General features: G+C 67.7%; 18 protein-coding genes. 7 read left to right on the top strand and 11 right to left on the bottom strand.

Annotated elements, in window-relative coordinates; genetic code table 11:
- The first annotated feature begins 38 nt into the window (after positions 1 to 38).
- The 3 genes from MYCSM_RS34800 to MYCSM_RS34790 are packed head-to-tail and all read left to right on the top strand — an operon-like array spanning position 39 to position 2,109.
- Entirely contained in the window at positions 39 to 506 is a 468-nt protein-coding gene (locus MYCSM_RS34800; protein WP_015298239.1) for a hypothetical protein, read from the top strand.
- Positions 503 to 1,369 carry an RAMP superfamily CRISPR-associated protein gene (locus MYCSM_RS34795; RefSeq protein ID WP_015298238.1) on the top strand — a complete coding sequence of 289 codons (867 nt, stop codon included), beginning with the start codon at positions 503 to 505 and terminating at the stop codon, positions 1,367 to 1,369. Before MYCSM_RS34800 ends, MYCSM_RS34795 begins: the two co-directional genes overlap by 4 nt.
- Positions 1,370 to 1,377: 8 nt before the next feature.
- On the top strand, positions 1,378 to 2,109 hold the full coding sequence (locus MYCSM_RS34790) for a hypothetical protein (RefSeq protein ID WP_015298237.1): 732 nt from the start codon (positions 1,378 to 1,380) through the stop codon (positions 2,107 to 2,109).
- Between the two features lie 52 nt (positions 2,110 to 2,161).
- Here MYCSM_RS34790 and MYCSM_RS34785 read toward each other — a convergent pair whose 3' ends face one another.
- The 5 genes from MYCSM_RS34785 to MYCSM_RS34765 are packed head-to-tail and all read right to left on the bottom strand — an operon-like array spanning position 2,162 to position 7,558.
- The gene (locus tag MYCSM_RS34785) at positions 2,162 to 2,590 is read right to left on the bottom strand and encodes a hypothetical protein (protein ID WP_015298236.1); all 429 of its coding nucleotides are present in this window, start codon (positions 2,588 to 2,590) and stop codon (positions 2,162 to 2,164) included.
- A 9-nt stretch (positions 2,591 to 2,599) separates the two neighbouring features.
- On the bottom strand, positions 2,600 to 3,265 hold the full coding sequence (locus tag MYCSM_RS34780; RefSeq protein ID WP_015298235.1) for a hypothetical protein: 666 nt from the start codon (positions 3,263 to 3,265) through the stop codon (positions 2,600 to 2,602).
- Positions 3,262 to 3,981 carry a hypothetical protein gene (locus MYCSM_RS34775; RefSeq protein ID WP_015298234.1) on the bottom strand — a complete coding sequence of 240 codons (720 nt, stop codon included), beginning with the start codon at positions 3,979 to 3,981 and terminating at the stop codon, positions 3,262 to 3,264. Before MYCSM_RS34775 ends, MYCSM_RS34780 begins: the two co-directional genes overlap by 4 nt.
- The gene (locus tag MYCSM_RS34770) at positions 3,981 to 7,166 is read right to left on the bottom strand and encodes a hypothetical protein (RefSeq protein ID WP_015298233.1); all 3,186 of its coding nucleotides are present in this window, start codon (positions 7,164 to 7,166) and stop codon (positions 3,981 to 3,983) included. Before MYCSM_RS34770 ends, MYCSM_RS34775 begins: the two co-directional genes overlap by 1 nt.
- Entirely contained in the window at positions 7,163 to 7,558 is a 396-nt protein-coding gene (locus tag MYCSM_RS34765) for a hypothetical protein (RefSeq protein ID WP_015298232.1), read from the bottom strand. The genes MYCSM_RS34770 and MYCSM_RS34765 overlap by 4 nt, the downstream gene beginning before the upstream one ends.
- A gap of 464 nt (positions 7,559 to 8,022) precedes the next feature.
- Here MYCSM_RS34765 and MYCSM_RS34760 point away from each other — a divergent pair, with 464 nt between their 5' ends.
- Positions 8,023 to 8,358: a hypothetical protein gene (locus MYCSM_RS34760; protein ID WP_015298231.1), complete on the top strand. Its 336-nt coding sequence runs from the start codon at positions 8,023 to 8,025 to the stop codon at positions 8,356 to 8,358.
- Positions 8,359 to 8,427: 69 nt separating this feature from the next.
- On the opposite strand, the gene MYCSM_RS34755 is transcribed toward MYCSM_RS34760, so the two are convergent.
- The 6 genes from MYCSM_RS34755 to MYCSM_RS34730 all read right to left on the bottom strand — a co-directional run bounded on the left by MYCSM_RS34755 (position 8,428) and on the right by MYCSM_RS34730 (position 14,754).
- Positions 8,428 to 9,993, bottom strand: coding sequence for a hypothetical protein (locus tag MYCSM_RS34755; protein WP_015298230.1), 1,566 nt, complete (start codon positions 9,991 to 9,993; stop codon positions 8,428 to 8,430).
- Entirely contained in the window at positions 9,993 to 10,475 is a 483-nt protein-coding gene (locus MYCSM_RS34750; protein ID WP_015298229.1) for a hypothetical protein, read from the bottom strand. Before MYCSM_RS34750 ends, MYCSM_RS34755 begins: the two co-directional genes overlap by 1 nt.
- A 28-nt stretch (positions 10,476 to 10,503) precedes the next feature.
- Positions 10,504 to 11,733, bottom strand: a complete 1,230-nt coding sequence (locus MYCSM_RS34745) for a hypothetical protein (protein ID WP_015298228.1) — start codon at positions 11,731 to 11,733, stop codon at positions 10,504 to 10,506.
- A 110-nt stretch (positions 11,734 to 11,843) separates the two neighbouring features.
- Positions 11,844 to 12,098 (bottom strand): hypothetical protein, encoded by a 255-nt coding sequence (locus tag MYCSM_RS34740; protein ID WP_015298227.1) that lies wholly within the window; start codon positions 12,096 to 12,098, stop codon positions 11,844 to 11,846.
- A complete protein-coding gene (locus tag MYCSM_RS34735) occupies positions 12,091 to 12,963 on the bottom strand; it encodes a ParA family protein (protein ID WP_015298226.1) in 873 nt (290 codons plus the stop codon). The genes MYCSM_RS34740 and MYCSM_RS34735 overlap by 8 nt, the downstream gene beginning before the upstream one ends.
- Before the next feature lie 126 nt (positions 12,964 to 13,089).
- Positions 13,090 to 14,754, bottom strand: coding sequence for a ParB/RepB/Spo0J family partition protein (locus MYCSM_RS34730; RefSeq protein WP_015298225.1), 1,665 nt, complete (start codon positions 14,752 to 14,754; stop codon positions 13,090 to 13,092).
- Positions 14,755 to 15,314: 560 nt separating this feature from the next.
- Between MYCSM_RS34730 and MYCSM_RS34725 the strand changes: the two genes are divergently transcribed.
- Genes MYCSM_RS34725 through MYCSM_RS34715 form a run of 3 tightly spaced genes read left to right on the top strand, consistent with a single transcriptional unit; the run spans position 15,315 to position 18,027 of the window.
- Positions 15,315 to 15,563 (top strand): hypothetical protein, encoded by a 249-nt coding sequence (locus tag MYCSM_RS34725; protein WP_015298224.1) that lies wholly within the window; start codon positions 15,315 to 15,317, stop codon positions 15,561 to 15,563.
- Entirely contained in the window at positions 15,556 to 16,386 is an 831-nt protein-coding gene (locus MYCSM_RS34720) for an ESX secretion-associated protein EspG (RefSeq protein ID WP_015298223.1), read from the top strand. Before MYCSM_RS34725 ends, MYCSM_RS34720 begins: the two co-directional genes overlap by 8 nt.
- Before the next feature lie 30 nt (positions 16,387 to 16,416).
- Positions 16,417 to 18,027 carry an AAA family ATPase gene (locus MYCSM_RS34715; protein ID WP_041316230.1) on the top strand — a complete coding sequence of 537 codons (1,611 nt, stop codon included), beginning with the start codon at positions 16,417 to 16,419 and terminating at the stop codon, positions 18,025 to 18,027.

Raw genomic sequence — 18,027 nt, 5'->3', positions numbered from 1 at the left:
CCCCGGCGGTGACAGCGCCGGCCGCTACGCTTCGCGCCATGACGACCGCCCCCACCCCCACTCAGGTGTGGCGGGCCGCGGTGCCCGAGCTGCCACCGTTCATCGACCCCCAGCGCGCGCAGGACCTCGATGGCGATGATCCGGGTCGCGCCGCGGACACCGCCGAACGGCTGCTGTTGCTGCTGCACTACGGCATCGACTGGGAGACCAGCTGGGTCGCCGACCCGCGCTATCGCAAGACCTACTGGGACGAACAGCTACCCGGCCGGGTGCGTCGCGCCGCCTATCGCGCCGACACTCTGGACCGGTGGTGGTCCGACGTCTCCAGCCAGCTCGGCGCCCCGTCTCCCCGGCAGAGGGATCGACGCCTCGAATTGGCCACCCTGTTGCGCGAACCACCGCTGCCAGTGATCGCCATCCTCCGCGACAGCCTGCCCGCTCTCCTCTTGCGCGTACGCATCATCGCCGAGGCCGTCGCCGGGGAACGCAGGGCGGCCCGCGCGTGAGTCTGCTGACGGTTCACTTCGACATCGACATCGTGGCCCAGTCCTCGATCGTGCACCGCGAGGACTACACGGCGGTCGGCACTGACAACTTCGCACTGTTTCGTCGCGAGAAGATCATCACCCTGACCGGGCAAGTCATGCAGGTTCCGATCGTGTCGGGCAGCAGCTTTCGCGGCATCCTGCGCCGCATCGGCGAAGCCCTGACCGCCGCAGTCCTCGACTACGAGGACGCCGCACTGCCCATCCCGGCCGCGCACCTGCTGACCAATGGTGGGCGGCTCGCCAAGTCCGCGAAGCCCCTCACCGACGAGCAAGAACGCCGGCTCAAGACTCTGCTGCCCCAAGTTGCGGTGTTCGGCGGCGCCGCCTCCGGGCGCATCATGTCCGGTCTGCTCACTGTCGGCAAGGTTCTCCCCGAGATCGCCGAACTCGCCCATCTTTTGCCTCGGCCGCCACGCACGCCCACGCTGCCCGCGGTACTCGGTGTCGCCGAGGAATCGTTTAGCCACCTGTCCGACCACCGTGCCACCACCGCCCAGCCACCCAGCACCGATCGCGACGAGAACTCCAGTCCGCTAGGCCGATTCGGAGTCGAGACGCTACCGGCGGGCACCCGCCTCCAAACGTGGGTGCGGCTGGCCAACGCCACCGCCGCCCAGACCGCGTTCGTGCGCGATGTCCTGGACTCTTTCGCCGCTTACGGGCATCTGGGCGGACGGATTGCCGCCGGCCACGGACAGGTCACCGCCACCATCTCCACCACCGTCCAGCGCGGGGAACTCCCCGGCCCCGACACCGACTGGGCAGCCGAGCTGAGCGCCAACCGCGCTGACGCGATCGCCGCGCTGACGCAATTGAGCTGAGCGCCAGCATGATCGCCCTCCAAATCACCGCCTACACCCCCCACGGCGTCGTGCTCTCGCGCCCGTGGGGCATGGCCCTCGACGGCCTGCTGGCCTCGGTGCTATGGCACCGCCGCAAGTGGGCCGCGCGAGCAGCCGGCGAAACCCTCACCTACCAACATGATCGCGACCCGGAGGTCTTAGAGCTTCCGCTGGCCCGCTGCGGCGACCCCGGCCGCGATCCCGACTGGCACTGGATGGCCACCTTCGCCGACCTACATCCCCATCGTGACGACAGCAGCGAAACCGACATCCGTTGGCGCACCTCAAGAACCGACCGCACACGGCTTCAACACCTCAGTCCGGTCATCGGCAGCCAGGCGGTGTCCGACAGCACCGGCCGCTACCAACGTCGCGTCGTTCCCGTCATGGCTCACCCCGCCACCATGCTGACCTGGCGCGCTGTCGGCGACCCCGATCGCATCCGCGATCTGCTCACCGACCTACCGTCGATCGGAAAGCACCGCGGCGTTGGCGAGGGCCTGGTGACGAGATGGTCGGTGACGGACACTCCAGATATCCCGCACTGGGTCGCGGGGCACGCGCACGAGCCGGGTGTGCTGGGTCGTACCGCGCCAGTGCGCTGCATCAACGACCCAGCATGTGGCCCAGTGAGCGCCGGTGCGGCGGGCGCAGCCACGGTACGCCCGCCCTACCTTCATCCGGCGAGCCGCACCGCGGCGTATTCCCCGGCCCGTTGACCACGGCCCGTGCAACTGGGAATTTTGCCCAGTTGCACACCTGGCGAAGGTTCTACCTGCGCTTACGTTGCCGCTGGTTGAGCCGCGCCCTCTTCGTTGTGTACTGCCACTGCGGCAACTGCCACGGCTCGACCTGCGGCGGCTCGGCAGCAACGCTGGGGTCCTCGGGTCGGGCTGCCGTGAGTGACGCTGGGGCGCCGAGCGGGGAAACATCGACCTCGGTCGGCGGCGATGGGATCTGGGGTTGAGGCGCGACGACGCGCGTCGATCCGCCGGCGTCATGACCCGGCCCGGCCGCGGGCGCTTCAGGTTTCGTGGGAGCGGGCGGTTGAGCGATCACCGGAGGCGGTGGCGGAACCGCACCGGGTGAACGCGCGTCGGGCGTGTCCGGTGCGACGAACATCCTCGCCAGTTCTTCGCGCAGCTCTTCGTGGTACCCAGGGGGCATCTTGAGCCTGCGGTTCCGCTTGAACAACCCCACGGCGTGAGCCTAACCAGCAGAGTCGCCGCTTGCGGCGGTTCTGAGCGAGGCCGCGGCCAGAGTTGCCAAGTCCACGGCGGGAGCATCATCCATCCAGACTTGTGTGCGTCCTGTTGCGAGGCGGTGAGCCGCGGGATGAACCCGCCAGGCCTGCTGACGCGCCATCACCGTGTGCGCGAGCACGATGGCGTGAAACCGCGTCGGCACCACCATGTTGTCGATAGTGGCGCCGCGTCGGTGCACCCAATTCAAAGCTCGTCGACTTCCGTTGGTGACGGCGACCTGATGCCACGGCCGGTGGTGAATGGCGAGCAGGACGACGCTGTGTTGGTCGAGCCAGCCTTGCTCTCGCCACACCGGAACGATCTTGGCCTCGTCGTCGATCGACGCCATCGCCGCCAGCGCATGCCGGTACTGCTGTTCATTGCGACGCTCGACTTCTTCTGGCCCGCACTGAAGTTGACGCAGCCGCAGTTTGGGGATCGCTACTCTGCGTGATCCCGATGACGGCTTGCCCAGCCAACGACGCACCGTCGAGGGCGACACGGCGGCGTAATGCGCCACCGCTGCGACGTCGACCGAGCCGCGCGGGGTTGGTCCGTAGCATTCCAGCAGCATCGCCACGAGCCGGCGACGCGTCCACTGCGGAGCGCGCGCCGGCCGTATCCCGCTCATCCGGGCGTACCGATCCCGAAGTCTTCGATGGTGACGAAATCCCAACCGGCCACGTACTTGTCGTCGAAGAAGCCCGTGAGCCAGTCCCGCAGCCCGTCGTCGCCTCCGTCCTCGTAGGCGCGCAGCATGGCTTCGATCTCGCTGGGGCTGATGTCGGTGGCCACTCTGCGGTCTCGGGCGTATCCCTGGTCGTAGCCGCCGACGCCCTGCTCTCCGCTGACCCAGATCTTGCTTCCCCCGCGCAGCGCTTGGCTGCCCTGGGTGCTGGCCCGGAAGTTCTCCGTGGCCGAGCGGCGGCCTCGTTTGGTGGTGGTGGCTTTGCGTGCCGCCCGCCGGATCGCCGAGAGCCGGTCAGGTGAGGGCTGCTGCGTGCCGGCTGCCCACCGCCGCACGGTTCCCGGTGAGACCCCGAGGGACTGCGCGGCGGCTCGGGCGTCGACGGCACCGCCGCGGGGGCCGCGACCGAACACAGCTTGCAGCATGCCGCGGGTGCTGCGTCCTTCGGTGGAGTCCGCCTCGGTCCGACCGGAGATCCGTCGGTAGAAGGTGTTCGTCTGCGCTGCCTCGGCGCGTCGAACGGCTTGGCGAACTTCGGTTTTGGAGACGCCAAGGCCGCGGGCTGCGCGGTCGACGTTCACGGTTCCCTTGGCGACCGATCCGTATCCGGCGAGGTCGTTGGCGTCGATTCTGCTGCGGCGTCGGTTGTTGCGGGCCATCAGCGGCTCCCGTCATCGTGGGCGGCGGGTGACCATTCCTTCGCGGGGATCAGGTCGCGTTTGCCGCGGTAGTCGCGGCCATTGAGGTAGTCGAGGTGATCGGCCAGCAGGGCCGATCCTTCGTGTTTGTACTGGCCGAAGCCACGTCCGTATGTCGAGGGTTCACCAGGCCAGGCGGTGGTGGGGTTCGGGTCGTCGGAGGCGTAGACGACGGTGTCGGTGGCGACCGCCAGCGGCCAGTGTCCGGTCTTCTCTCCGATCTGTTGTAGCCGGTAGACGATGTTGGCCTTCGCCTTGGCCAGCACGTGCAGGCGCCGCTCGGGGCTGTAGGCCGTCTTGCCCTTGAGGTGTTCGTCGGAGCCGATGATGCCGATGCCGTGGGTGCGGATCACTTTGGCTTGGTTGCGGGCGGCTTGCGCGTCGGGGTCATCGGTGTCCAGGGCGCTGCTCGCGTCGCGAAACCGTTCGTACCAGCCGAGGAGGACGCGGCCGTGCTGCGGCCAGGTCCAGGCTTCCTGAATCTCGGGTTGGTAGCCCAGTGCGATGGCACGCTCCAATGTCGGTGTGGTCACCCATTTGGGTCCGGTGAACTGAATTCCTCTGGGGTTGAGCACATATGGCATGCGCCAATCGCTGGATTCGGGGATGTCAGTGAGCCAGTATCCCGGTGTCTTGGCATCGAAGGCGGTGCCCTCGGGGTGGTGTACGGGCGCGCCGATGGGCAGTTCGAGTCCGGCGATGCCGGCGACGTAGGAGCCGCCGCGGTCGTAGGCGTGCAGGTAGCGGCGCTGCCCTTCGTCGGCGGTGGGTGGGCGTGACCAGTCGAAGTCGGATTCGACGTCGCCGATGCCGAATGGTGGACTGGTCGTCGATGGGGCGAATACGACGGTCTTCCATTCCTGGGGTGACCAGGTCTTGGTGCGGGTCTGCAGCATAAGGTCGACGGCAGTGACCCCCGCGTTGATCTTCCAGGGGAAGCGCAACGCGTCGGCGAGCAGTTGAAGTCGTCGTGCAATCTGGGCAGGGGTGGGATCGTCTGTGAGGATGGGCATTTCGTCGGCGTTGTCGCCCATTCCGGGGATGAGCGCAATCATCACGCCGCGCTTGTCTTCGCGGTAGACCCGCGTCCAGGTGCCGAGTCGATGGGCGGTGGGGTCTTCGCCGGCGCCGCCGAGGCTCCACCCTTCCTTGACGGCCAGGGTCACAAAGTCGATACCTTCGGTCAACTGCCGCAGCGACTTGGCGCGATCGCGTCGGCTGATCGCTTCGATGTCGATGCCGAATGCTTCACAGGCGTCTTCAGTGATCCAGATCTGTCCGGGCTCAGCGAATTTCGGTGTCAACTGGTAGCCGATGTGGTGGGTGTAGGCCAGCTCGGCAACGTGGCCGACATGCTGGATGGGCTCATCGAGGGTGATGTGCGTTCCGTCGGTCAGCCACAATCCGTCGGTGTGCAGCACCGCTGCCGGTGCCCCGCCCGCGACTGCTTTATCGGGGGTCTCCGATCGCCGGCGGGTATTCGTGAGGGGTGTCGCCTCTTCGTCGGCCGGCGCCGCGGCTTCGAGCGCTTCGGGCGCGTCGGTTGGGCCCTGCTCGGCTTCGTCGGTGGCGGAGGCGGGTTCCTCTGTGACCGGGGCGGGGTGGCCGACCGGCGCCGCCGCGGGCACCTCGGGTGCGTCGGCATTCATTCCGAGGGCCCCGGTCAACGCCGCGGCGACGTCGTCGCGGGACTCTGCGAGCAGGATCGCCAGTACGATCTTGTCGGTCAACGTGGCGTGATGAGTGGCCACGAGACGCCCCAGCCGAGTGTGACTGTCCGACAGGTCAACTGACGCGCCGGTGGCCTGGTCGCGTGTGGGTGTGTAGATCATCGCGGCGTCGCGAACGTAGACCGGCCACTCGCGGAACTCGCGGGAGAGCCGCATGGCGGCGCGTCGCCCACGGAACCGGATATGAGTCGCGATCGCCGCCGCCCACGCCGGCTGGTAGTGGTGGGCCCACGCCTCCTCGGTCCACATCTCGGGATCGGCCAGCGACGTGAGGTAGTCGGTCGCGGCGGACTCGACCAACCACTGCAGCGCCGTTTCGTCACGGAACGTTTCTCTGGCTTCCCGCAGTCTGGTCGCCCATGCTTCCAAGACCCGGCTCTGCTGCGGCCAGACGATCGCCTCGTCGACGCCGAGCTTGTCAGCGCTCAGACCTGCTCCCCCGTCGCGGATGTCTTTGGCCAGGCCGTCGAGATCTTCGGTGGTGACCCATGTCTGCACGGCTTCGGCGGCGCGCATCTGCGGGTGCGGGGCCGGAAGCATCGCCGGCACCGTCAGGTCTTCGGCGGCCGGCAAGGTGAGACGCCAGAGTCCGAAGGGGCGTTTCGGTTCGACGGCGGAGGCCGCGGCGGCAGCGCCGTTGAGGACCTGGGGTTGGCCGTACCCGAGGGTCAGCATGCCGGCCGACGCGAGCTGGGGGCACTGCTGGGTGAGGCAGACCAGGTCATCGGAGCGTTCGAATTCCTGCTCGACTTCGGCTGCGGATGCACACCATGTCGGCTGGATGCGGGTCTCGGGGTGCGCCCACGCGGGAAGCGAGCCAGCCGTGGTGACCACGGCGCCGCGCCGGCCGGTGCGGGCCCGCATGATGTGGTCGGCGAGGACCGCAGCGGTGGCCGTACCACTGGCGGCGGGCAACGTGCCGATTGCTTCGTACCACAGCCGCAGGCGTCGACCGATTTCTGCGGGATCATCGCCGCAGGCCTTGTCCCCCGCCGCCAGCCATGGCAGCTGTTCAGCGAGGACTTCCACCGAAACACGTTGCGCCCCTTGGACTCGGGTGAGTAGCAGCGCCGAAGTGGGGCGGGCGCTGAGTTCCCACCCTCGGGTGAGCAGCGGCGCGAGCGTTTGCCCGAGCTGTTGGGCTGTGTCGGCACCGTCGGCCGCCGTGTTGGTGGAGTGCCCGGCCAGCACGTCGCCTGCCCTACCGGTCAGCCAGATCCGCGCGGGCTCGCCCGCGTCGTCGGTGGCGCCGGGCAACGGCTGCAGGCCGCCGCGGCGTATCGCCCAGTCGATCAGCTTCTCTAGCTTGTCGGTGGTGTCGACGGGGCCGGTCAGCCGTTCGCCGGCCGTCGTGAAGGACCCCGCCGCCGTCACGATGACGACGTGGCGATCGACGTCGGTGGAGGCGGGGTTCACGTCACCTCTCCCTCGGCGCTCAGTGCCGCCAAGTACGGGCGGACGCGGGCACTCGCCCCTTGCTGGGTCATCCCCAGTACGGCGCCGACCTCGGTGTAAGTGGCCCCGGCGGCGATCGCAGCGGCTGCCGCCGGCCGTTCATCCAGACCCGCCTTACGCAGCAGCGCGGCGCGGGTGAGTTGGACGGCTTTCGTTTCGGCGGCATGGCCGCGTTCCACGGCGCGAACCAGGCGCGCACGGCCAGCCGCGGTGACCTTGCGCCGCGCGATGCGCCGTAGCCAGATGTCCACGGCCGCCTCTAGGGACGAGTCGGCCATCTTGGCGGCGAAAGTATCGGCATCGCGTTGCGCCGCAGCTTGAATGAGCGCGACGGTGGGGTCTCCACTGGTCACACCATCACCTCCGCGAGCTGGGCCATGAGCACATCGGGATGCTATCGAGCAGCTCGGACACCCACAAGCGATACTTGTGCGTGTCCACAAGTAGGCGTTGTGCTCACGCTCTCGCAGAGGGGTGAGCCTCGCGGCCCGCCACCTCCCGAAATATCGAACATGCGTTCTAGTATTCTCGAGTGGGTGGTGACGCCTCTCGACCCGGAGTCACGCATCCGGCTGCGTAAGACGGCGCGCGGGTGGGCTGAAGAGCGACCCCCCCGCTGTCGCGCCTGTGGTGCCGAGCTGGGCCCGAGGGCGGTGCTGGTCGGTACTCAGGCGTGCGGATGTGGCCGCTCGCACCGCACGCATACGTGCGTGACCTGCGATCACACTCACTTCACCCCAGAGCAGGGGTCAGAATGCGTCGCGTTGGCCTTCGACGAGCGCAACATGCGTGCACACCGGGCGGCGGATCATCTGCCATGACCGAGCCCGACTTCACCGGCTGGTCGGCCGCCGGTCCCTATCGCACCTTGTTCCGGGTCGACCGCCGGCCGGTGTGGATCGACATGCTGCGAGTGTTCCCCGGCCTTGGCTCGTGCGGACGGCGTCAAGACCAATTACCGCTGTGGGTCAAGGGTGGCGGCTTGCGCCTGGAGCCATGGATGGAAGGGACCTTGCGGGCCTGGGTGCGCCGTGCGGACGGCGGCTGGCTCGCGTGGGTGTGCGTACCGGCGACCAGCACGAACGGGGTGGCTCACCTTCCGCTGCAATTGTGGGTGGAGCCCGAGGCCATCACGACCACCCGGCCATGGTGATAGGCCCGTCAGCAGGTGTTTCCTTGTCCCCGACTCCTCGCGCGTGTGCCCCGAGGCTGGCTGGTTGGTTCAGTCGAGGCGTTTGTTGGCCACCGCGAGGAGGCCCAGGACGAGCGCCAGGTGCTCAGGGTCGGCTTTGGGTCGGTTGGCGCGGTCGGCGAGGCTGAGCCCGCCGGGGCCGGGCAGGAAGGCGGTGGGCCGGCCGGTGAGTCCTCCGAAACGGCCGTGGGTGATGGCCTCCATGCCGCATGACAGCAGTTCGGTGTGATGCCCTGGGTAGTCCTTGCCCATGTAGCGATCGGCGAAGCCGTCGGCGACGACCATCTCCCCTTTGGCGTAGCGCTCCGGTGCCAGTCCGGCGGTGCGGCGTTTGAGGAAGGCCTTGGTGGCGACGGAGATCTCGGGGTTACGGTCCTCCATTCGGTGGCCCAGCTCGTGGGTCATCGAAGAGGAATCGCTGAACGTCAGTTCGGCACTCACGCCGGTCACTTCGGTGACGACGCGTTTGCGTGGACCCTTGACGTAGATGACGTCGTAGGGTTCTCCCCCGTCGGCGGGCTCGATGGTCGCGTATTCGATGGTGGCGTGTTGGCGGCGGCCTTCGTTGTGGCGGGCGACCAGTTCCCTCACCTTGCGTTCGTTGTCCTGGGTGCGCGCAACGAAGGCGCGGCCGGTGCTGTAGCGATCGCGGATTCCGCCGCCGCCGCGGGCCGCCTCGTCGGGCGAACTGACAAAGTGATTGAACCGGAATCGCCCGGATTGCAACGCATCTTCCAGGTCGAACACCTCGGTGTGGCTGCGCCGGCTGCGCTGAGCGGCGCCGGCGCTGTAGTGCGCGCGCGCCTTGGAGCGTTTGGCGAGCATGTCGCCCAGTCCGGCGGCGCGCTCGACCATCTCGTCGGGGTACAGGCCGACGCAGCTGGTGAACAGTGCGCGGTCGGCGCGGGTCATCTTTTTGGTGTTGGTGGGCACGAACGCGGCCGCCGCTGGGCCGCCGAACTGCCTCTCCTGTGAGAGTTCGTCGTAGTAGGCCTGTTTGGCGATCTCGATGCGTTGTTCGTTGATTTCCTTGGACCGGTTCATGGCGCGGCGGTAGATCTCTTGCTTCCGCGCGGCGTAGGCGTTGCGAGCGGCGTCGATTGCTGCCGCGCCGTCGGCTGTGAACGAGGCGCCGTCGGCGGTGAGATGGTCGTTGGAGTGCTTGCGGGTTTCGGCCCATTCGTCTTCGAGACGCTTGAGTTCCTCGGCGACGGCTGCGGTTTCGGCCTCGACCGCGGCGTCGTCGAGGCCGCGCGCGGCATAGGCCTGCTCGATTTTGTGGGCGGCGGTGTCACGCAAGACGGTGCCGTGGTCCAGGACTGCCGCGAGGTACGCCTCGCCGACGGCGGGATCGTCGCTGTGTTCGCGTAGCGCGGCCAAGGCGGCGTCGACCGCGGCGGCCGTCTCGGCGCGCCGGTCCTCCGCGGCGAGGCTGGACTCGGCTGGGGCGGTCTGGGCGGCTGTGTCGGTGTGCGCGTCCTGCGTGGCGGTTGCGGCGGCTTGGCGAGCGGCGTAGCGCAGCCGTTGGTAGGCGCGGCGCCGATCGCCACGGGTGCAGGGGCAGCGACGCCCGCCCTCGACTACTGCGCGGCACATCAGTGGATGGCGGGGCTGTCGGGTCCGCGTTCCGGTTGGTCGGTCATCGCGGCGTCGAGGGCATCCCAGCCAGCGTCGGACAGTCTGCCTCTGCCGTTGCCGGCGACGAGCATGGCTGCGGCGACGTCGGCGGCGGTGTCGCGGCCGGGGGTGAACACGTAGTCGAGGTTGGGTTCGGCGACGCGGACTGACTTGGGCAGGCTGCCGGCCAGGATTTCGCGCACGATGGCGACGAGGGCAGGTTCGCCGCCCAGCAGGCCTCCGGCTATGCCGCCGGGTTCGTCGGACTGCGGCCGTTCCAGGGCGCTGTAGGAGATCACTCCGCGGTCGGTGCGGAAGGTGATGGTGGTGGGTGCCATGAGCTGGTGGGTCTCCTGTGCGGGGTGGCGGGGTGAGAATCGGCGGACATCCGAGGGGGGATCTGAGTCGGTGGCCTCGAGTCCGATCAGGCGGTGGTTGACGGCGAGGGTGTCGTGAGTCATGGCGCGCTTTCGTTGCGGGGTTGGGGCGTTATGGCGCACGTAGGGCGAGTCCGTTGGTCGCGGTGGTGAGGCTGTGGCGCAGCGTCGCTAGCCGCGCCGCGAGGTTGGCGTTGAGGTCGGCCAGCTCGCGGGTGGCGGCGCCGAGCGCGCCGGCGTGCAGCTCGTTGCCGGCGGCATCGACGTGCAGCTGTCGGACGGCGTCGTCGCTGATGCGCATGCTGCTCTGTTGCAGCGCTGCGATCTCGGCTCGGATGATGTCGACGGGGATGAGGGCCTGGCGGTAGCTCTGGAGTTGGCGCACCAGCGTCACCAGCGTGTTCCACGCGTCGTCGGCGGCGTCGGTGATCTCGGCGTTGCGGCGGGCCACTGGGTCGGTGGGGTCCTTGGTCGTCGGTGTGACGAGGTTGGCGCGGGCGCGCCAGATTCGGTGTGCCCGTAGATAGACGTCGCGCAGGGTTCGATTGAGGTCGACGCGGACGCGGTGGATGTCGAGCAGCTCGCTGTTCCAGGTCGGGCTGGCCTGGATGTCGCGTGCGATCAGTGCAGCCACTGCGACCAGGTGTGGTTCGCGCCAGACCAGTGCCGCCGCGCCCGGTTGGATTCTGGCCAGCCAGGTGCCGTGCCATTCTCGGCGCAGGACGTCGCCGTTGGCGTAGCGGTCCAGTTCTTCTGGTACGGCGGGCCAGTCGATGGAGGCGGCGTCGAGGGTTTTCAACTCGTCGTCGTTGTAGACCCAGCTCGGGGAGGTTGCCGAGCGCCGGCGGCCCCACCAGGTCAGCAGCGCGGCCGCTGCGATACCGGCGGCGATGTAGTCGAACGGCGCTGCGGCCGTGAGGATGTCGGTTGTGGGCGCTGCGGGGTGATGCCACCGTGTGGCGGCCATTGTGAGCGCTGCTACGACGCCGGCTGCCGGGGCGCCGTACTTGGCGATCGGCGCGGTGAAGCGGTGTGCTCGGGCGATGTGGGCCCATGCGACCTCGCTGCGAGGGTGGGTGGTCAGGTGTTGGGACTCGATGATGTTGTCGAGGTCGTCACGGTGGATGCGGGCTTTGTGTTGCAGGGCGGCAGGGAGGGCATCGACGTCGACGGCCTCAGACCTCGGCAGTGCGGCCATCAGCTCGGTGGCGCTGTAGGAGTAGTCCAGGGGTGCGCGAACGGCGGCGGGGATGGGGGGCGGCTGCGGTGGGTAGCGGTCGGCGCTGTATTCCTGGTCGGCCCAGTCGTGTTCGGCGTCTGGATCGGCACGCTCTGATCCCATTCGTTCCCCTCGTCATGGTTGCGTGCACTCATGATCGGGGCTGCGAGCGACACCGACGGTGATCGCGTGAGCGGCGCTGTTCGCGGGCGGTTGGTTTGGCCCGTCCTGCGCTACTGCCTTCCGCGTTCGAGGGGTTCGGTGTCGGGGTAGATTTCGCGGCCGCCGTTGTAATCGCGGGCGATGACGGCTAATTGGGCGACGAAGGCTTCGGTGACGAACTGGGCAATGGTGTAGCGCCGGCCGGTGACCCGCCGCACGATGCGCACCGCGGCGCGGGCACGTTGGTGCAGCTCGGCGGGAACGTTGAGCTTGCTGTACTTGGCGGGGTCGTGCAGCGGCGGCGTGGTGTCGCCGCGGTCAGGCATTGATGGCGGCGGGGCGGAACATGCCGTGGCGCTTCATGTGGGTGATGACCTTGTCGTAGTCCTTGGCGACGTCCTTGGCGCGGTAGCCGTAGAGCGGGACGGGCAGGTAGTTGGTGTAGGCCTCATCGACGATGGAACTGCGGCGCACAGCGGGGGTTACCTTGTCGCCGAAGCCTTCCTGCAGGTATTCCATCTGTTCGCGGTAGACCGCACCGCTGGCCGGGACGGCGCACGGAACGATGGCCAGCAAGGGGATGTCGATGCGGAAGGTCTTTTTGACGACGGCGAGTTCACGCAACAGCGCTTGAATGCCCTCTGATTCCTTGCCTGCGGGCTTGGTGCAGGTGATGAGGCCCCAGGCGCCCTCCGGGCCGCCCTCGTCGACTGAGGAGGCGATCAGCGCGGTGGTCACCAGCGCGCTGTTGGATCCCGGTGAGTCGATCAGGGTGACGTCGACCGGTGCTGCGGCTTCGAGGGCGTCGCGCAGGCGCATCACTCCCCCGACCACAGCTGGCAGCTCCACCATCAGCTTGTCCAGGGTGGATCGAGCGGCCGGGACGATGGTGAGGTTGTCGATCAGGCCGTCCGGGTCGTCGGTGTATTCGGGGTCACCGTCGTCGGTGTAGCCCTGGATGACGCGGGCGGGTCGTTCGATGTCGTCAATCGTGGCGTCGAGGCGCAGCACGTCGGCGATGGTGGTTCCGCTGATGTCGGGATGGCCGAGCCAGGTGCTGGCATTGGCCTGTGGATCGAGGTCGATGACGCGTACGCGCAGGCCAGAGGCGGCTAGCTGCACGGCGGCGGTGACCACCGTGGTGGTCTTGCCGACGCTTCCGGACATGTTGGCGACGGTGTAAGTGGGCATGTCAGAGGTTCTCCTGGCGGCTAGAAGTAGCAGGGGCGGTGATGCAGCCTGCATCACCGTGACGGGTGAGCCCGGTGATGCAGGCTGCATCACGCGGGGCGGCTGGGGCGGGTGATGCAGTCTGCATCACGCGCGCGCGGTGGTCAGTTGGCGGTTTTCCCACTCGCTGGGCTGGTATCCGACCCGCTCGATGAGCACGTCGAGGTGGGCAACGGCGTCGTCGTCCCAGGTGTTGCCTTTGAGTTCGGCTGTGTGCAGTTCCGCTGCGGCGACGGCGTGGTGCCAGGCGCGGGCGTTGCGCGCCTTCTCCCCCGTGCCGTCTGCACTGGCGTCCCAGTCCCGCAGCAGCGCCTTGACCGCCGAGGTTTGGCTGCGGGCTGCCACCCCGGAGAGCACCTGCCGGACCAATACCTTGAGGAGATCGGCGTTGGATGGCTGGTGGGTGATCAGTGCGGCGCAGGCTTCTCTGCGGCGGGCTTGGGCGGCGGTTGCGGCGGCGTCGTCGGCCTTGCGCTGTTCGGCGATCGCCGCCGCTTCGCGGTCCTGGGGAGTCGGTTCGGTGTCCTGCTCCCCCGCCGCGCCGGCGATGCCGTCGTCATCATCGTCGGCGTCATCGTCGGCGTCTGCGGACGGTGCCGGTTGCTGTTTTCCGGGCTTGTCTGGGACAGCCGGCGGGGTGTCCGGGGCCGCCGTGCTGTCGGTTTCTGGCGCACTGGCTCGCGTGTACAGGTCGAGCGTTCCGGTGTTGGGATTGATGGCCCCGACGATCTGGGCGTCGCCCGACAGTTGGTCCCTGCTGACGCGGCGCTCGGCGTAGCCGGCGCCGAATTCGGCCTCCGGATCGTCGATCAGGTCGATGCCGAGGGCCGCCGCTTCGGCGCGGGCGTCACGTTCGGCGACGACTCGCTTGGCGGCGTTGGCGGCTGTCCACTTCCGTTCTTGAACCAGCCGCAGTGCCTCCAGTTGTTCGGTACGGCGCTGGTCGGTGTCCTGCTCGGGGTCCTTGCGTTTCTGCCACCGCCGCAGGGGTCCGTAGGGCAGTTCGCTGGCGATCGCGGCGGCTTCTGTCCCGGCGAGCTTGTCGTCATCGACCGCAGCGCGGACTTCCGGCGCCAGCAGCAGCAGAGCTAGCCGGCGAGAGACGGTGGCCTGGTCGACGCCCAGCCGTTCGGCGATCGCCCGTTGGGAGAGTCCCATCTCGGAATAGCGCGCATAAAGGTCTGCTTCGGCAAGGTCGGAAAGGTCTTGGCGGCCAAGGTTTTCGGTGGCCATGGCGTCGAGGTCGCCGTTGTTGTCCATGATCGCGTCGTCGACGACGGCGGGGACCGTTTCGCGTCCGGCTTCCAGTGCGGCCGCGCGGCGCCGGTGTCCGTAGATGAGGACGTATCGGGCGTCCGGCGAAATGCTCTCTGCTGCAGCGGGTCTCGCGGCAGCGAACGACTCGCGGGGGACGACGAGCACTGGTAGGCGCACGCCGTTGGCGCGCACGCCGTTGAGCAGCTCGACCCATTTGGGGTCGTCGGGCTGTGGCTGGGAGCGTGCCTCGTTGTTGAACGGATGCGGGGCGATCTCGGCGACGGCGAGGTTCACGACGCGATGCGCCTCGTCGTGCGCGACCGTGGACATCCCGCCGATGAGGCCGGTGTCGGGGACAGGTGACTCGCCTGCGGGGGAGAGGTCGGCCTCGGTGGCGGCGTCTCCACCGGCCAGCTTGGCGAATCGGTTGGCCGTCTTGCGTCCGCCGGGTTTGACGGGGCGGCGGACGGGCCGTGTGGTGGTCGTGTCGGTCACTGGCGTGACTCCTTCCGTAATACCGGTATTAGATTAGGTTGAGAGGGTGACACCGACAAGCAATTGCGGGGCGTGTCGGCCGATCCGGTGATGCAGGCTGCATCACCGGGGCCACTTCGCTATCCGTTGTCACGTTCGACCAATCGTCACGTGACGCTTTGATGCCGGGGTGATGGGGTGCGTAGCCGCAGTGGGGGAGGGGAGCCGAGTTCGCTCATTGGGGTCGAGCATGGCACCACCGATGGACACCTGCCAGACATCGCTGGCCGCGCACTCACTGGGGACACCGGCGGCACGCCATATGCGGCTTCCGCATACCCGCGTATGCGGTGCCTATGCGCGTATGCGCTTCTTACGCGCATACCGCCTACGGCTCCGCTTCGTCTGCTGTGGTGCGTGATGCACGTACCGCATCAGGGCAGACTGTAATCACGCGGATGCCGCGCCTAGTCGCGTGCACCGTAGGGGTGAGCCGGATATGCAATCTATTTGCCGTGTCCATCTTGTGTGCTCTACTGCGAGCGCGCGGGTGAAGACCCAGCAAGAAAGGGGTGAGTCACATGGCGACGACGGAAGCCAAGAGCGCCGGCGGCGCCCTTGTCCAAGAGCTGTCCCAGCAGATGTTGGACCAGGACGAGAAGAGCGCCACCACGCTTCGACTCAAACGCTCAACTCTCAAACGGCTTCGGGCCCAGGAGAAGCGGTGGAATACGTCGATGTCGTTGATCGCCGAGCGAGCGCTGGAGCCCGTGCTCGACGAGTTGGAGCGGGCGACCCCTCCCGTTACCGGTGGTGACGACGATGGCTAGGTTCGAGGCAGTTGAGGTCACTGCCTACCAGGCGTTCTTTTTGGCCGATTACCTCGGCGCCGGCGTGTATCCCTGGAAGCTCGCCATCACCGGCGCCTATGTCGATCCCGCCGAACGTGAGCCGTTCAACGCCAAGTGCATCGAGGAGTTGACCGCAGCGGGGGTAATGGACCCTGAGGGCCGCGTCAAACCGTCTGTGGCGCAGTCTGTTCGGACTGTCTGCAGGCCCCGCCAATGGCTGGAGTGGTACACCGTCGTCGACGCCGACCAGATGCTGCGGGGTGTACTTGCCAGGACCACACCGCCGGATGCGGTCGTCGCTTTGCGGTACGCGCAGATGGTGACGTTCACCCCGCTTCAGCTGATCCACAGCGAGGCCGTCGTGCCGATCATTACTGCGGGCCTCCCGCAGGATCAGCCCCCGGCGCAGTTCGAGGAGTTCGAGCTGCCCATGGATGTCGGGCGACAGATCGACGAGCGCATCGCTCGTGGAGCCGACGTCGCAGAGACGCTCACCGACCTCGGGATCGACGCGCGCGCAGCCGATGTCATGGAGTTGGCCCGCACGGGCAAGCGCATCACCGTGGAGTTGACTGCCCATGACGCCGGCGACAGTGGCCGCCAGCAGACCGATGTGAGCGTGAATCTCATCAGCACAGAGGTGGGACTCATTCTGGTCAGTCCGCCTGCTGGAGAGCCGCGCGAAGGGGGAGTGTCGATCTTCGCCCCCGGTGAACCATTCGCCATCTCCATGGCGATCCGCGATTTGACCGCCCGATTGCCCTCCGGCACTTGGTTTCCTGACGAGAACTACGACATCTGACGATTCGACAGAAACGGATAACGAACTGCGATGAGCACACCATCTGATTTCTTCTCCCCGGACAATGAACCTGGTCCGGGGGAGTCCACCAGCGACGAACGCCACGGCGCTGCCCCATCTGCGTCCGAGCCCGGATCACATCGGGCAGCCCCCTCGTCTGCGCAGCCGTGGGGAGTGCCACCAACGGCGCAGCCAGCCTCCCAGGCAAGCAGTGAGGAGGCGCGGCGCACACCTCCGCCTCCGCCTCCGGCGCAGCCGTCCGCGCCATCGGTGCCCTCTGCCGCGCCTCAAGCTCCGCCGGCAGCCCAGCAGCCACCGCCGCCGGCCGGGCAACAGACCCCGCCGCAGCATTCCGCCGCCCAGCCCCGTCATCAGCAGCCGTCCCACCGACCCAGTCAGGCGGGGCCGCCACCGGCGCCCAACCCGCGCTTTCAGCGCCGCGAGGGCGCGCCGGACATCACCGAACAGACAACGATCCTGTCTCGCCAGCAGATGGACGCTGCCCGTGAACAGGCGACGCACGATCCCGGCGTGGGCGACTTCTTCGGACCACCGTCCGGGCCGAATTCTGCGGTGCCTCATGATGCTTGGCCGCCGGAGCCCTTGGAGCAGGGCTCAGCCTCGCCAGCCCAGCCGTTCGCCGATGCCTTCGGTGGGGCAGGGGAGCCCTTCGGCGGCGGCGGCTACGTCAGTGACGAAAGCTCAGAAGCCTTCGGGCCCTCGCAGCGCAGCACTCCGGTCACTGGTTGGCGCAAGGCTGTGTCGGTGATGACGTTCGGCCTCGTCAAACCGGGTCCGAGCGCCAAGCAGTTGCGCGCTGAAGAGGAGATCCGCGCGATCACGGCGTCTCTGCTCGACGTGTTCGTCGTCGCGTTCGTCAACTCGAAGGGCGGGGTCGGCAAGACCACCATGGCCGTCTCTGCGGGCAACGCGATTGCCCGCGAACGCGGCGATCGGGTGATCGTCGTCGACGTCGATACCGACTTGGGCAATCTGTCGGCCCGCTTCGAGGAGAACGGTGGGCCCAAGGCCAACATCGAGGCCCTGGCGGCATTGCCCAGCGCCGGCAGCTATCAGAACGTGCGGGTGTTCACCGTGCAGAACTCTGACCGGCTGGAAATGTTGTCCTCGCAAAACGATCCGCGCTCCAACTACCGCCTCAACATCCAGGACTTCGAGTCAGCGATGAAGATCCTGCGCGCGCACTACAACGTGATCCTGCTCGACTGCGGTACGTCGATCACCTCGAATCTGTTCCCGGCGATCGCCAAGCAGGTCAACTGCCTTGTGGTGGTGTCGTCCAACGACGCTCCCGGCCTCAACGGGGCCTGGCGAACCCTGGGCTGGCTTGAGGCCCATGGTTTCAGTAATCTGCTGCCGCGCACTGTGATTGCGCTCAACGCCAACAGTGGTGACAAACCCGCGGTCGATATGAAAGAGGCCGAGGCCAGGTTCCGTGAGAAGGTCGAAGAGGTCGTCACCGTCCCCTATGACGCGCACTTGCACGAAGGTGGCTTCATCAGCTTCGACCGGATGACCAAGCGGACACGCAAGGCGGTGACGGGACTGGCCGCCTCGATCGCCCGATACTACCCGACACGTCAACCACGTCAACGTCCTGAAGAACTGGGGAGATACTGA

Origin of the sequence: Mycobacterium sp. JS623 (genome assembly GCF_000328565.1) — a bacterium.
Lineage (GTDB): Bacteria > Actinomycetota > Actinomycetes > Mycobacteriales > Mycobacteriaceae > Mycobacterium.
This window is presented reverse-complemented; position numbering and strand designations above follow the sequence as displayed.